Genomic DNA, 14539 nt, shown 5'->3' with positions numbered 1-14539 from the left:
GAAGTTAATGAATTCGAAACGCATTGTCGGCATTATTCCGCCGAAGCTGACGAATATCTTGTGACCAATTCGCAACAACACTGGACCGCCAGTCCTTGATTCGCCTACTCACGCCCCTTGTTGACCGGTGGCGGCCATAGTTTTGGCCAAAGCCGCGTTTTTGGTGCCCATCGGTATCTGGTGAAAATCAGCCCAGAAGACCGGGCCTTGGGGTAACAGAGCAGGAACCCGAATATGAAACGCTCAGGGAATGTGCTGGCAGCGGTCTCCGTGACCGCTACCTTTGCCCTCACCCAACTGGCCGCCCCGATGGCGGCTCAGGCAGATGTCACCCGCAGTGACATGAACAAACCACGTCTGACCATCGCGGATGAGATGGGGCAGCTTCTCGGCAGCGAGAAGTCGCGACTGAAGGAATTTACCGGCAAGTCGGCTGGCCAGACGGTCGGCAAGTCGGCCGGCAAGTCGGTCGGCCAGCCGAAAATCACCACCGAAACCAGCGCGGCAGACTCTGGCGCGGAAAACTCTGGCAGCAAGGTTGTGACGAAAAGAAACACCGCGAAAGTGATCCGTCCCGGTGCAGATAATGACGCGGGCGCAGCGACGGACACCAGAACCGCCTCGGTCAGCCCCGACCCCGCATCAGAGGACGACGCTCCGCAAACCGTGGTCAGAGCCACGGAGTCCGGCAGTCTGCGGGTTGTCGAGGAAGTGGTCTCGGAAACAGTCGTGGATACGCCCGAGGGCCGTAAGATCCGACGCGTGATCAAAAGAACCACACTCCGTGGTGGCGCAGTGAAAACAGTCGCCGCAACCCCGGTACCCGGGACTGCAAAGCCCGAAATCCGCTATGATACCGCCTGGCTCAGGTCCCAGCCGCTGGAACAGGGCGGGCGCGAATGGCAATGCCTGACCGAGGCAATCTATTTCGAATCGCGCGGCGAAAGCCTCCAGGGCCAGTTCGCGGTGGCCGAAGTGATCCTGAACCGGCGTGACAGCGGCCTCTACCCCGCTTCGGTCTGCGGCGTGGTGCGCCAGGCGGGCGGCGGCAGCTGCCAGTTCTCTTATACCTGCAATGGCAGTTCGACCCAGATGCGCGACGGCTATTCGCGTGAAGTGGCTGGCCGGATCGCGTCGCTGATGCTCTCGGGCGCGCCGCGCAATCTGACCGCGGGCGCAACCCATTTCCACACCCGCGGCGTGAGCCCCTCCTGGTCAAAGCGCTTTGCCCGGACAACCTCAATCGGGTCGCATCTCTTCTACCGTCAGCCCGGTACCCGCGGCTGAGGCCGCCCGGGGCGGGAGAACCTGCCCCTTCCGGATTGATCCAGCCAGTTTGCCCCAGGCATTTTGCCCCGGCCCGGTAAGACCCGGTCGGGGCAAAAGCTTTTCCTGTCGGTAAAGGGCTTGGGATCGGCGACACAGGCTGCTAGGGATTTGCAGCACCAGCATTGTCAGCCGCAGCCATAGCACCGGAAGAGGCCGCCCATCATGACCACCAGCGACAGCGCCCTCGCCTTCGGCCATCCCGAAGCCCGTGCCGAGGCCTCGGCCAGCGCCGATCCACGTGACCGGATCAGCCTGCGCGACCATGTTGTCGAGGCCGATATCGGCGCTTTCCAGAAGGAACGCGGCCATAAACAACGGCTTCGTTTCAATATCGTGATCGAGGTGCGCCCGACACCGCAGCCCTTGGAAGATGATGTCGACCGGATCCTGTCCTATGACCGGATCACCGAATCCATCGCGACGGAACTCGCGACCGAGCGCCTGAACCTTCTGGAAACCCTCGCCGAACACCTGGCCGAGCGGCTCCTTGCAGAACCCCAGGCGATGCGCGCCTTTATCCGGATCGAAAAACTCGATGTCGGCCCCTATGCGCTTGGGGTCGAGATCGTGCGCTCGCGCGCCGAAGTGCCGGTGCGGGCGGGCGATGACACGCTGCATCCGCTGGTCGTTTACTTTGACAATGCGACGATCCATGCGCCTGACCTGACCTCCCGGATCGACGGCGTGCTGTCTTCGGGCCAGCCCGCAGTCTTTTGCGTCGGCCTGCCCGACATGGCGCGCCCGCAGACCGGCCACCGCCCGACGCAGCGCCGCGTCGATCTGCTGGCCATCGAGCAAAACGCCTGGGTGCTGGCCGCGCGCGATCCGCGTTGCGTGGTCGTGTCCTCGCGCACCGAGATCGACTGGGCGATCAAACGCGGCAGATCGGTGGTCTGGGCGCCGTCGAAACTGGTGCTCGACGCGGTCGACGGGCCACAGACCCGTGACCCGGTGGCGCTGGCTTTGTGGCTGGCCGAGGAAATGGCGGCCTCGGGCCTCGTTCTTCACGGCGATGTTTCAGTGCCGGCGGGAAGCCGCATCCCGGCGGTAAAGGGCTGAGACCCCGGCTTGTCAAATTCCGGCGCCGCAGGCAGAACCCCCGCACCCTCCTGCGGAGCCATTGATGCCTGAGCGCCTGCCCCATCCTGACCAGATCCTGTCACCGCTGCCGCGCAGTGCCCTGGCGGGACCTGCATCTGCGACCCGCCATGCGCTCGCGGGATCGCGACATCTGTGGTGGGACAGCGCTGACCGTCTGAGCAGGGGCACCCCCCGGGCGGCACCGCTGGCGCAGCTTCCGCCTGCAGAGACAGCAGCGATCAGCCGGAGCCGTGCCGATCTGTGCGGCCTGACACTGGATCGGCCACGGATCATGGGCATCCTGAACGTCACCCCGGACAGCTTTTCCGATGGCGGACGCCACAATGCCCTGGAGGCGGCGGTCGACCGCGCCCGTGAGATGATCCGCGATGCGGAGATCCTTGATATCGGCGGCGAAAGCACCCGGCCCGGCGCTGCCGAGGTGCCGGTGGCCGAGGAAATCGAGCGCACCGCCCCGGTGATCCGCGCGCTGCGCGAGGTCGGGATCACCACGCCGATCTCGATCGATACCCGCAAGGCGCGCGTGGCCGAAGCCGCGCTGGAGGCCGGGGCCGATATCATCAATGACGTGACCGCCCTGCGCTTCGACCCCGATATGGCCCCACTGGTGGCCGCGCGCGGCGTGCCGGTGGTACTGATGCATTCGGTCGCCACACCCGAGACGATGCAGAAACACGCGGTCTATGACGATGTGCTCTGGGCGGTGCGCGACCATCTCTACGAGCGGGTCGCGGCAGCCCTGAGCGCGGGGATCAGGCCGGAAAACCTGATCCTCGACCCCGGTATCGGCTTTGGCAAAACGACCGCGCATGACCTGCGGCTCTTGCGCGAGCTTGCAGGGTTTCATGATTTCGGGCTGCCGCTGCTTCTGGGCGCCTCGCGCAAGAAATTCATCGGCGCGCTGACCGGGGCGGCGACGCCTGCGGAACGCGTCACCGGATCGGTTGCGGTGGCCTTGCAGGGCGCCGCGATGGGCGCGCATATTCTGCGTGTCCATGACACCAGAGAGACCCGGCAGGCCCTGTCGATCTGGCAGGCGATCCAGGGCAACAGCAGTGAGGCCTGAGGCGTCAGGTCTGACGCCCGTGCCCGGTAACTATTTGGTCAGGGCGCGGCCCGGCAAAGAGGATTGATCATGTCTAAAAAGCTTTTCGGCACTGATGGCGTGCGCGGCCGGGCCAATAGCTGGCCGATGACGGCCGAGATGGCGCTGAAGCTTGGCGCCGCTGCCGGGCGCTATTTCCGCCGCGACGGATCGGCGGCGCATCGGGTGGTGATCGGCAAGGATACAAGGCTTTCGGGCTATATGCTGGAAAACGCCCTGACCGCCGGCCTGACCTCGACAGGGATGAATGTGCTGCTGCTTGGCCCGGTTCCGACGCCCGGGGTGGGGTTTCTGACCCGCTCGATGCGCGCCGATCTCGGCGTGATGATCTCGGCCAGCCACAATCCGCATGAGGATAACGGCATCAAATTTTTCGGGCCCGACGGGTTCAAACTCTCGGATGAGGCCGAGGCGGAAATCGAGGCCATGGTCGAGGGCGAGATCGAGCTGGCCGAGGCCCGCATGATCGGCCGCGCCAAGCGGATCGAAGACGGGCGCGGGCGCTATCAGGAATTCGTCAAAACCTCCTTCCCGGCGGGGCTGCGGCTTGACGGGCTGAAAGTGGTGGTCGATTGCGCCAATGGCGCCGCCTACCGCGCCGCGCCCGAAGTGCTCTGGGAGCTTGGTGCCGAGGTGATTCCGGTCGGCGTCACCCCGAATGGCACCAATATCAACGAGAATTGCGGCTCGACCCATCCGCAGACCGCGGCCGAGGCGGTGATCACCCATGGCGCCGATCTGGGGATTGCGCTTGATGGCGATGCGGATCGGGTGATGATCCTTGATGAGAATGGCGTCGTCGCCGATGGCGATCAGTTCATGGCGCTGCTGGCAAGCCGCTGGGCGGCGGATGGGCGGCTGAAGGGCGGCGCGCTGGTCGCGACGGTGATGTCGAACCTCGGGCTGGAGCGGTTTCTTGAGGCCAAAGGCCTGAGGCTGGAGCGCACCGCCGTGGGCGACCGCTATGTGGTGGAACGGATGCGCGCCGGCGGTTTCAACCTTGGCGGCGAACAGTCGGGCCATATCGTGATGACCGATTACGCCACCACCGGTGACGGGCTGGCGGCGGCGCTGCAATTCCTGGCCGAGATGGCGCGGTCGGGGCAAAAGGCCTCCGAGCTTACGCATCAGTTCGAAACCGTGCCGCAGCTTCTGAAAAACGTCCGTTACACCGCCGGCGCGCAGCCCCTTGAAGATGCACGGGTCAAGGCGGTGATCCAGGCCAGCGAAAAGCGTATCAATGGCAAGGGCCGCCTCCTGATCCGCAAATCCGGGACCGAGCCGCTGATCCGGGTCATGGCGGAATGCGTCGACGCGGCCCTTCTGACCGAAGTGGTCGATGAGATCGCCGCGACCGTGGCGCGTGCTGGCTGATCCCCGCCGATCACGATGCCGGGTCCTGACAGGGGCCAGGGTTTGCCTGACTGGTATCCCGCCCCTCTTTGCGCCAGGGTGGGGCAGGATATCCGACAGGAGGTCAGCATGACCCTATTCACCCCGCTGCGCACCGCCCTTCTCGGCAGCGCATTCGCCCTGCCCTTCGCGGCCTTCGCGCAGGACACCCCGCCCGACCGGCTGGACCTGCAGGGCCATGAGGTCACCCGCAGCGAGAATGCCGATTTCGAACAGGTGATCAGCGTCGATGGCGTCGAGGTGCTGAAGGACGGACAGGTCCTGCTGGACGGCATCACCGAAGTTGCGGGCCAGCAGGTCGTCACCGGCATCTCGGGCGCCGGCGGTAATGCCTGCAACAGCACCCCTTTCGTGCTGTCCCTGAAAGACGGCAAGCCGGTGATCGACGGGCCGATTGACAGCTGTTCCTGGTTCGAGATGACCCCACAGGACGGCGCCCTGATCTTCCACTCCGAGGCCTTCCCCGGCAGCCCTGCCGAGATCTGGACATGGAGCCCGGTCTCGGGCCTGACCGAGGCCTCGCCCGAGGGCTTCACCCCAAAATCCGGCCAGGGCTGGGAGAATTTCGCCAGCCTCGACAGCGCGCATCCCATCGACGCGCTTGGCTTCGCGCCGGTCTATGCCGAGGTCAAGGCGGGCATGTCCGCTGCAGACTGGGACGCCTATACCGGGATCCTGGCCCAGCTTGGCTCGGGGGATCTGGTCGAAGGCGGCTATCGCGGCAGCGCCTGCAACAAGCTGATCTGTGACACGGAATGGGCGATCCTTTGGATTGACCAGGCCAGCCAGCAGGCGTTCACGATGTGGAAGGGCGGGGATGACGAGATGCCGAAGACCTGGCCCGCCGATCCGGGAAGCTGGCCGGAATGGGTGCAGCTGGATGCTGCGTCCTCGGCCGGCGGCGCGAACTGAGACAAAGCAAAAGGGCCGGAGCATCGCTCCGGCCCTATTCAGTCTGTCAGCCTCGGATCAGACCTCTTTGCGGCCAGAGGCGATGATGCAGACCAGCGTGATCACCGCCGCCAGCAGCATGTAATAACCGACATAGGCCATGCCGTAATTCGCCTGCAGCCAGGTCGCGGCATAGGGCGCGAGCGAGGCGCCGAAGATTCCGGCAAAGTTGAAGGTGATCGACGAGCCGGTATAGCGCACCCGGGTCGGGAATGGCGCCGCCAATACCGCACCGATCACGCCATAGGTCAGCCCCATCAGGAACATGCCGATGGTGACAAAGAGGTAGATCGAGCTTTCATCATCGGCCGTGCCCTGCATCAGCGGGCCGAGGAAGAATGAGAAGATCCCGATCAGAACCGTCACCACGATCAGAAAGCCGTATCGACCCACCCGGTCCGCGACCTTGCCCGCAAAGGGGATCGCAAGGCCGAAGATCACCGAGCCGTAGATCTGGATCAGCAGCGCATCCTTGAAGGGAATGCCCAGCGTCTTGATGTTATAGCCCAGAAGCCAGGCCGAGCAGATATAGAACAGTACAAAAGTCACCAGCGCCACGAAGGTGCCAAGGAACAGGTTGCGCTTGTGGTTTTTGAACACCTCGGCGACCGGCACGCTCACGCGTTCTTCCTTCTCGATGGTTCTGGCGAATTCCGGGGTTTCCGAGATCGACATCCGCACCCAGAGCCCCAGCACGATTAGAAAGATCGAGGCGAGGAATGGCAGGCGCCAGCCCCAGGCCATGAACTGCTCTTCCGAGATGAAATGCAAAAGGATCCAGAAAAAGCCCGACGACAGGAACAGACCAACCGGCGCGCCGAGCTGCGGGAACATTCCATACCAGGACCGCTTGCCCTCGGGCGCGTTTTCCGTGGCCAGGAGGACCGCGCCGCCCCATTCGCCACCCAGGCCAAAGCCCTGGCCAAAGCGGCACAGCGCCAGCAGCATGGGGGCCGCAACGCCGATCTGCGCATAGGTCGGCAGCATGCCGATGATGACGGTCGAGACCCCCATGGTCAGCAGCGCCGCCACAAGCGTCGCCTTGCGGCCGATGCGGTCGCCAAAATGGCCAAAGACAATGGCACCGAAGGGTCGCGCGAAGAAGGCGATCGAGAACGTCGCGAACGAGGCCAGCAGCGCGGTCATCGGGTCAGAACCCGGGAAGAACAGCGCCGGGAAGACCAGAACGGCGGCAGTGGCATAGGCATAGAAGTCGAAGAATTCAATGGTGGTGCCGATCAGACTTGCCAGCAGCACACGCCGCGGCGAATTCTTCGGCCCTTCGGCGGCGCTGCCGCCGGCCAGAGTGGTGTCAGACATTTCTCAATCCGGGTAATTTTGTTGCACTGGCGGGTCGCTTTTAGCAATCCGCGCTGACTGGTTGCGGTAAAGCTTTGTCAATCCGGGTGAAAGCGGCAAAGCGCGGGTGACTGGCTGGATTGCGCGAAATGCATGGCTTGCGGGGGACACCATCCTGCTCTGAACGCACTTCCCTCTGCTATGCGGACCCTGCCGCAGAGGGCAAAAGCGGAAGCTTGCCTCCGCGCCAGGGTCAATCCCGTCCCGGGGCTGGTGGGCGCGATGTTCCTCCGGCGTCGGGCGGCCGAGCTCCAGACCTTCCCCGCCCCATCTGGCGGAGCGGTCCAGATCTTAAGGGGCAACCGTCAGTCCCCTGAAAGAAAAAGGGCGCCGGATCTCTCCGGCGCCCTGTCATTCTGCAATCAGTTGCGGGCCTTGTCGACCATTTTGCCCTTGGAGATCCAGGGCATCATTTCGCGCAGTTTCGCACCGACCTTCTCGATCTGATGCTCGTCATTGGCGCGGCGCGAGGCTTTCAGCGTCGGCTGGCCAACGGCATTTTCCAGCATGAAGTCGCGGACGAACTTGCCCTGCTGGATATCGGCCAGCACTTCTTTCATGCGGGCTTTGGTCTCGTCATATTTCAGAATGCGCGGGCCGGTGACATACTGGCCGTATTCTGCGGTGTTCGAGATCGAGTAATCCATATTGGCGATGCCGCCTTCATAGATCAGATCGACGATCAGCTTCACTTCGTGCAGGCATTCGAAATAGGCCATTTCCGGCGCGTAGCCGGCTTCAACCAGGGTCTCGAAGCCGCAACGGATCAGCTCGACCAGACCGCCGCAGAGAACCGCCTGCTCACCGAAGAGGTCGGTTTCGCATTCTTCGCGGAAATTGGTCTCGATGATCCCCGAACGACCGCCGCCAATGGCCGAGCAATAGCTCAGACCGATGTCGAGCGCCTTGCCCGAAGCATTGGTGTGAACCGCCACGAGGCAGGGCACGCCGCCGCCTTTGGTATATTCGCCGCGCACCGTGTGGCCCGGGCCTTTCGGTGCCATCATGATGACGTCGACGCCGGCTTTCGGCTCGATCAGGCCGAAATGCACGTTCAGACCATGGGCGAATGCGATTGCAGCGCCTTCACGGATATTGTCATGCACGTATTTCTTATAGGTTTCAGCCTGCAGCTCGTCGGGCATGGTGAACATGATCACGTCAGCCCAGGCAGCCGCTTCGGCAATGCCCATGACCTTCAGGCCTTCGCCTTCGGCTTTCTTGGCCGACGGGCTGCCGTCGCGCAGCGCAACGACGAGGTTTTTCGCACCCGAATCGCGCAGGTTCAGCGCATGGGCATGGCCCTGGCTGCCATAGCCGAGGATCGCCACTTTCAGGTTCTTGATCAGATTCACATCGCAGTCGCGATCGTAGTAAACGCGCATAACAGCACTCCTTTGCTGAAGATGGGGGCAGAATAGGAATATTTCTCGCGCGCTCCGTTCAAAAATCGCCCAGATGACGGGTAGATGAATATTATCATTCATCATCCCGGTATTTTGTGAAACAATCATGCAATGAGCCTTACTCTCGACGATACAGACCGCCGCATCCTGCGCCACTGGCTGGCAGAGCCGGATCTCGCCCGCAGCGATCTGGCGCTGCGCGCCGGTGTTACCCAGGCCACGCTCTGGCGCCGGATCGAGCGGTTGCGCGAGGCGGGCATATTGCGTGGCGAGACCATGGTGATCGACTGGCGGGCGCTTGGTTATGAGGTGGAAGTCAGCCTGCGCTTCACCCTCGACAAGACCGAGCCAAGGGCGTTCGACGATTTCATCGATGCCGCGCGCGAGGTGCCCGAGGTGCTGGCGATCGAGACCTTCCTTGGCCGCGTCGATGTGCGCCTGAACGTGATCGCCCGCGACATGAGCCACTGGACGGAAGTCTATCGCGAAAAAATCCTCGCTTTGCCGCATATCGCCGAAGTTGACGCGCTGATGCTGATTTCTACAATCAAGGATGACAGCGCCTTGCCATTATGAGCCGCTGCCGTTCCCTCCCTTTTCATCTTTCCTCACAAGACTGCATTTCCAGATCAGGAGACCAATATGATGATATCCATTTTCCGCATCACCTTCTGCGTCCTCGCGCTGCAGATCCCTGGCATCGCGGCGGCGAAAATCGGCGTGAAACTCGGTGCGAACTGGGATGGCAAATCCGTTCCGGCCGGGCAGCAATGCAAGCTTGATGGCGGCAATGGCAGCACCCCCCCGATGGAGGTCAGCGGCCTGCCGGCGGGCACGGCGATGGTGGTGCTGTCCTTCAATGACCAGGGCTACAAGCCCCTGTCAAAAGGCGGCGGCCATGGCCAGATCGGTTTTCCCGTTGCGGGCGACACGGCAAAACTGCCTTCGGTTCCGGGCATGACGAAACAGCTCCCCGGTGGCGTGAGTGTGGTGAAAAAGGCCAGATCCAAAGGAAAATATGCCTCGCCCGGCTATCTGCCCCCCTGTTCGGGAGGCAAGGGTCACAGCTATACCGTCGATGTGACTGCGGTGGATGCCAAAGGCAAAGCGCTGGAAAGTGTGATAATTGGCATCGGGCGTTACTGACACGGGCCGCAGCTGGGAAAAGGAAGCTGCATGACCATCGCCGGACTGGATGAGACCGACCGCGCCATTTTGCGCGACCTCGCGATGGATGCCAATCTCGGCGCGGGCGAGATCGGGCGGCGCCATGGTCTGTCGCAGCCCGCCACCTGGCGGCGGATCCGGCGGCTGGAAGAGACCGGCGTGATCAAAGGCCGCCGGGTCGAGGTTGACCGCGCAAGCCTCGGCTTTGGCGTGACGGTGTTCCTGGGGATCAAACTGGCGACCAAAGGCCGCGTCAGCCTTGAGGATTTCGAACGCGCCGCCACCGCCATCCCCGAAGTCCAGGTCGTGCAGCACGTGCTGGGCCTGTTCGACTACCGCCTGCGCGTCGTCGCCCGCGATCTTGCGGATTTCGAGCGCGTGCTGCGGCGGCGGGTGATGACGTTGCCCGGGGTCGGAAATGTCGAGGCCAATGTCGTCCTGACCGAAGAGCGCCGCCCCGGGCCTTTCGGCTGATCCTTCAGCGTGAAATTCCGGTGGCGGAGCCCTGCTCACGGCGCTAGCGTCACGCTGCCACAGGAGGAATACTATGAAACTGCCGCATGACCATATCGACCCCGAGGGGCTGGAGGAATTTTCGGTCGTCTTCACCGACCGTTCGCTGAATCATATGTCAGCACGGTTCCAGCAGGTGATGCGCGATGTCTCGGGCTGGCTGCGCGAGGTCTATAATGGCAGCGCCGTGGCACTCGTCCCCGGCGGCGGCACCTATGCGATGGAATCCGTCGCACGCCAGTTCGGGAGTGGTCGCGTCCTGGTGGTGCGCAACGGATTTTTCTCGTTCCGCTGGAGCCAGATCTTCGACATGGGTGGTTTTGCAAGCGAGGTCGAGGTCGCCATGGCACGCGCCGCCGGCAATGACCCGACCTCGCCTTTCGCGCCGCCTCCCGTCGGGGAAGTGGTCGCGAGGATCCGCGAAACCAGGCCAGACGCCGTTTTCGCACCGCATGTCGAAACCGCCTCCGGCATCATCCTGCCCGATGATTACATCCGCCAGATCGGCGAGGCCGCGCGCGAGGTCGGCGCGCTGTTTGTGCTTGATTGCATCGCGTCGGGCACGATCTGGGTCGATATGGCCGCGCTCTCGGTCGATGTGCTGATTTCCGCGCCGCAAAAGGGCTGGTCGTCTTCGCCCGCCGCCGGGATCGTGGTGCTGGGCCCGCGCGCCGAGGAACGCCTCGCCGACAGCACATCGAACAGTTTCGCGCTGGATCTGAAGAAATGGCGCGCGATCATGAAGGCCTATGAGGATGGCGGCCACGCCTATCATGCCACCATGCCAACCGATGCGATCCTCGCCTTCCGCGACGCGATGCAGGAAACCCGCGAGATGGGGCTGGACGCCGCGAAAGAAGCGCAATGGGATCTGGGCCGCAAAGTCCGCGCCGAGCTGGCCGCGCGCGGCATCCGGTCGGTCGCGGCCGAAGGCTTTGCTGCCCCCGGCGTTGTGGTCAGCTTTACCGACGATCCCGCCATCCAGAACGGCGCCAAATTCCGTACCGAAGGCGTCCAGATCGCGGCAGGTGTGCCTTTGCAGATCAATGAGGGCGAGGCCTTCCGCAGCTTCCGGCTTGGGCTGTTCGGCCTCGACAAGCTGAAGGATGTCGATGGCACTGTGGCGCGGCTGACCCGAGCGCTTGACAAGGTGATCTGAAGATCCGGAGGAGATCTGAGGATCGGGGGGCCGTCTGGCCCCCCTTTTTCCTTTACTTTCAGCCGGGTCTTACGATTTCAGCCCGGTCTCGCGCAAAATCCCGCGACGCTTAGCCTCGTAATAATAGCCATTCGCGTACCACCTCTCGGCCCGGTCCTGGCTGCCATCCGACACCATCCAGGCGCCGCGGAGATATTTCCCGGCATAGCGCAGATTGGTCTCGGCATTCAGCAACCCTTCGGGCGGGCCATTATAGCCCATGGTCCTTGCGGTCTGCGGATGAATCTGCAGCAACCCGTAATAGGGTCCATTGCGCGCCGACGGATTATAGCCGCTTTCGCGCCGGATCATCCGGTGCAAAAGGCTCTCCGGGATCTGATGCTCTGCTGCATATTTGCGGATCAGGGCCCGCATCTCGGGCGTCTCCCCGGCATTGAGCCCCTGTGAGGGCGACGGCCCGTCGGGTTTCCGGCGAGAACAGGCCACGAGGGCCAGGGGCGCAACAAGAGCAAGGGCAAGCAAAGAGCGGCGGTCCGGATGCATCCTGAGGGCTTTCGGGTAAAGGTTTCAGATATGGCGGGCGGGGCTTTGGTCTCTCCGGACCAGGGCAGCCCCGGTCTTCGCGAGCTTTCCGCGCGGGTTTATGCGCTCGCCCGTCTTCCGGCAAGGGCAAGGCCGGACACCTGATTGCGCAACGGCAAACCCTTGCCGGCGCCCGCTGTCATGCCCCTGTTTCACTCTGCCGCCAGGAAGAGGCGACGCCCCGGAGATCATCTGTCACCAGGGGGTTGCACAGGGGTCGCGCCCATATATAGTCGGCTCGTCCGGATCGGTGGAACAGTATGGGGCCGACGCCCTCTCCGCCGCCCGGACCGACCGGGCCAAATACGGCGCGGCCATACCAGCTGAAGGCAGGAGCCGACGGATATGGAAGGCAAAAGCTCTGGATATAAGGCGAAGAAGGCCGGGCCTGCGGCTTGTCTTATGCTGCACTGCGGTTGGTTTCCACCGCCTGCCCGCTCCCGCCGCAGCTGCCCCGGTCCCGCCAGCCTTCGCGTCACCCGGCAGTGTTTCGCGCCTCACCGCCGCGCAACCGGGCCCTTCTTCCGGCAAAGTTGCAGCTGGCCGCATCCTGGTCAGCATAGCATCCGTCCTGTCAGCCAGATGAACACGCAGACGAGCTTTCGGACGACACCATCGAGAAATCCATATCGGGCGCGTGCTGGTCACGCGCCTTTTTCTTTTTCCGCAGCCGGCCGCAGCCGGGTTTGCTCCGCCCCGGGAAACGCCCCGCGGCGGATGGCAGAGAGTAATATGTGATGGCGATACAGACCCTTGTCCTGAATTCAGACTTCCGCCCCCTGTCCTGCAATCCGCCTTCATCCTGGCACTGGAAGGATGCGGTGACGGCCATCATCCTGAACCGGGTGAGCCTCGTGGCCGAATATGACCATGTGGTGCGTTCGCCGAGCGTCACGATGCGCGTGCCGAGCGTGGTGGCGCTGAAACAGTATCAGCGGCTGGATGGCTGGCCGGCCTTTACCCGTTTCAACATCTATTGCCGCGATAAATGGCTGTGCCAGTATTGTGGCCGGCGGTTTCTGTCCGATCAGCTGACCTTCGACCATGTCCAGCCGCGCTCGCGCGGTGGGCGGTCGTCCTGGGAAAACATCGTCGCCGCCTGCGCACCCTGCAACCACCGCAAAGCCAACCGGACCCCGAAGGAGGCCGGGATGAAACTGCTGCGGGCGCCCTACACCCCGACCCGACGCGAACTGGTCATGGCCGCGCCGCGCTATCCGCAGTCAGACGTCCATCACAGCTGGCTAGATTTCCTCTACTGGGACAGCGAGCTGGAGAGCTGATCTGCACAACACCAGGGCTTTTGTCAATTCTGGCATGAAAAGCACCAGAACCCGGTTTCTGGTGTGTGTGGTGAGGCATCGGATTAACAATCTGCCAGTTTTCGGCAGATCCGACCGCTGAAGTTGGCGCAAAATACTTCTGCCTCGAGGGCAGTTGACCCGGCCAGAGCTTAACAGGGGCAAGATGCAAACTCGTATGGACAAATAATCATCGAAAGCTCTATGCCCCCCTTTCGGCGGGGACATTCGCGGACAACGATCGCCCCAGAATCGGCGGCCTTATTGCAATCCCTTCAACATTAAGGTTTCCGCTTCCACCCCTTTTCTCAGCCATTAACCGCGATGACGCTGTATCGCGCATGGCTATAATTGATCATTTCCCTCGAGAACACCGACCATGTTTACAAAGGCTGCAGGATATAACCGTCAAACGTATGCAGTTTTGCGTTTTGACCATCCAGCGCGGCTTCAACCCGCGACCGCACTTCCGAGGTCGAAATCAGCACTTGCCTTTTTCCGGTCGCGACCTTCGCGCTTTCTGCGAGGAAGGCCGCCAGATCGTTCTCATCCATTTGCTGCTGGCCCGGTTCATCGAAAACCGCAAAGCCGAATTGGTTCGTCTCCACATGCTTCGATAATTCAATCAGAGCTAGAATATATGACCACTTGAGCCGCACGACATCGCTCGCCGATGCCTCGAACGTGATGTCCTTGACGATCTGCTCGCCGTCCTTGGCCGCGGCCCGGACCTGAGGCCGGAAATCCTCGCCGGAGAGCGTGAAGCTGTCGATCTTGAAGGACGAGAAGTGGAAGCTCTTCAATTGGCGCTGCAAGGCCAACTGCAGAAGCCATCTGGACCTGCACCGGTTTCGTGCCGGTTTTTTGAGAGCGATACTCGCCATCAAGGAGACCGGCTATGGCAGCGATACACAGCGACGGGTTCAAGCGGGATGCGGTGCGCATCGCGCTCACCAGTGGTCTGACACGGCGCCAGGTTGCGTCTGATTTGGGGATCGGGCTTTCGACGCTCGGCAAATGGGTTCGGGCTGTTTCCGAAGACGCCAGGGTGCCTGCGCAGGACGCCGATCTGCTTCGAGAGAACGAACGACTTCGCAAAGAGAACCGTATCCTCAGGGAGGAGAGGGAAGTGCTAAAAAAAGCGGCGATGTTC

The 14539-nt window shown here is 62.7% G+C and carries 15 protein-coding genes; 11 read left to right on the top strand and 4 right to left on the bottom strand.

The features are described from left to right. Positions 1-234: 234 nt before the first annotated feature. The 5 genes from AC4FS3_RS13370 (at position 235) to AC4FS3_RS13350 (ending at position 5860) form a co-directional block, all read left to right on the top strand. Positions 235-1287 (top strand): cell wall hydrolase, encoded by a 1053-nt coding sequence (locus AC4FS3_RS13370; protein WP_491020990.1) that lies wholly within the window; start codon positions 235-237, stop codon positions 1285-1287. 204 nt (positions 1288-1491) lie between these two features. Beyond that, on the top strand, positions 1492-2388 hold the full coding sequence (locus AC4FS3_RS13365; RefSeq protein WP_092897202.1) for a dihydroneopterin aldolase: 897 nt from the start codon (positions 1492-1494) through the stop codon (positions 2386-2388). Positions 2389-2452: 64 nt separating this feature from the next. After that, entirely contained in the window at positions 2453-3496 is a 1044-nt protein-coding gene (gene folP, locus AC4FS3_RS13360) for a dihydropteroate synthase (protein ID WP_491020989.1), read from the top strand. A 69-nt stretch (positions 3497-3565) separates the two neighbouring features. Next, positions 3566-4909, top strand: coding sequence for a phosphoglucosamine mutase (glmM, locus tag AC4FS3_RS13355; RefSeq protein ID WP_491020988.1), 1344 nt, complete (start codon positions 3566-3568; stop codon positions 4907-4909). A 108-nt stretch (positions 4910-5017) separates the two neighbouring features. Further along, on the top strand, positions 5018-5860 hold the full coding sequence (locus tag AC4FS3_RS13350; protein ID WP_491020987.1) for an Ivy family c-type lysozyme inhibitor: 843 nt from the start codon (positions 5018-5020) through the stop codon (positions 5858-5860). Positions 5861-5917: 57 nt separating this feature from the next. Here AC4FS3_RS13350 and AC4FS3_RS13345 read toward each other — a convergent pair whose 3' ends face one another. Beyond that, complete coding sequence (locus AC4FS3_RS13345) at positions 5918-7219, bottom strand: MFS transporter (RefSeq protein ID WP_491020986.1); 1302 nt, start codon at positions 7217-7219, stop codon at positions 5918-5920. A gap of 401 nt (positions 7220-7620) precedes the next feature. Continuing rightward, positions 7621-8643 (bottom strand): ketol-acid reductoisomerase, encoded by a 1023-nt coding sequence (ilvC, locus tag AC4FS3_RS13340; protein WP_198836408.1) that lies wholly within the window; start codon positions 8641-8643, stop codon positions 7621-7623. Between the two features lie 132 nt (positions 8644-8775). Between ilvC and AC4FS3_RS13335 the strand changes: the two genes are divergently transcribed. The 4 genes from AC4FS3_RS13335 to AC4FS3_RS13320 all read left to right on the top strand — a co-directional run bounded on the left by AC4FS3_RS13335 (position 8776) and on the right by AC4FS3_RS13320 (position 11503). Further along, entirely contained in the window at positions 8776-9240 is a 465-nt protein-coding gene (locus tag AC4FS3_RS13335) for an Lrp/AsnC family transcriptional regulator (RefSeq protein WP_491020985.1), read from the top strand. Positions 9241-9306: 66 nt separating this feature from the next. Beyond that, a complete protein-coding gene (locus AC4FS3_RS13330) occupies positions 9307-9810 on the top strand; it encodes a YbhB/YbcL family Raf kinase inhibitor-like protein (protein WP_491020984.1) in 504 nt (167 codons plus the stop codon). 30 nt (positions 9811-9840) lie between these two features. Next, positions 9841-10305 (top strand): Lrp/AsnC family transcriptional regulator, encoded by a 465-nt coding sequence (locus tag AC4FS3_RS13325; protein WP_233092753.1) that lies wholly within the window; start codon positions 9841-9843, stop codon positions 10303-10305. Between the two features lie 73 nt (positions 10306-10378). After that, entirely contained in the window at positions 10379-11503 is a 1125-nt protein-coding gene (locus AC4FS3_RS13320; RefSeq protein ID WP_491020983.1) for an aminotransferase class V-fold PLP-dependent enzyme, read from the top strand. 69 nt (positions 11504-11572) lie between these two features. On the opposite strand, the gene AC4FS3_RS13315 is transcribed toward AC4FS3_RS13320, so the two are convergent. Beyond that, positions 11573-12046, bottom strand: coding sequence for a transglycosylase SLT domain-containing protein (locus AC4FS3_RS13315; RefSeq protein WP_491020982.1), 474 nt, complete (start codon positions 12044-12046; stop codon positions 11573-11575). 776 nt (positions 12047-12822) lie between these two features. Here AC4FS3_RS13315 and AC4FS3_RS13310 point away from each other — a divergent pair. Next, positions 12823-13368, top strand: coding sequence for an HNH endonuclease (locus tag AC4FS3_RS13310; RefSeq protein ID WP_491020981.1), 546 nt, complete (start codon positions 12823-12825; stop codon positions 13366-13368). 401 nt (positions 13369-13769) lie between these two features. Here the strand turns inward: AC4FS3_RS13310 and AC4FS3_RS13305 are convergent, their stop codons facing one another. Beyond that, positions 13770-14201, bottom strand: coding sequence for a hypothetical protein (locus tag AC4FS3_RS13305; RefSeq protein WP_491020980.1), 432 nt, complete (start codon positions 14199-14201; stop codon positions 13770-13772). 83 nt (positions 14202-14284) lie between these two features. Between AC4FS3_RS13305 and AC4FS3_RS13300 the strand changes: the two genes are divergently transcribed. Continuing rightward, positions 14285-14539 (top strand): transposase (locus tag AC4FS3_RS13300; protein WP_491020979.1); only part of this gene is annotated, 255 nt, incomplete at its 3' end.

The organism is Pseudogemmobacter sp. TB195 (assembly GCF_058313095.1).
The sequence above is the reverse complement of the archived record's forward strand: the minus strand, read 5'-3'. Positions and strand labels throughout refer to the sequence as shown.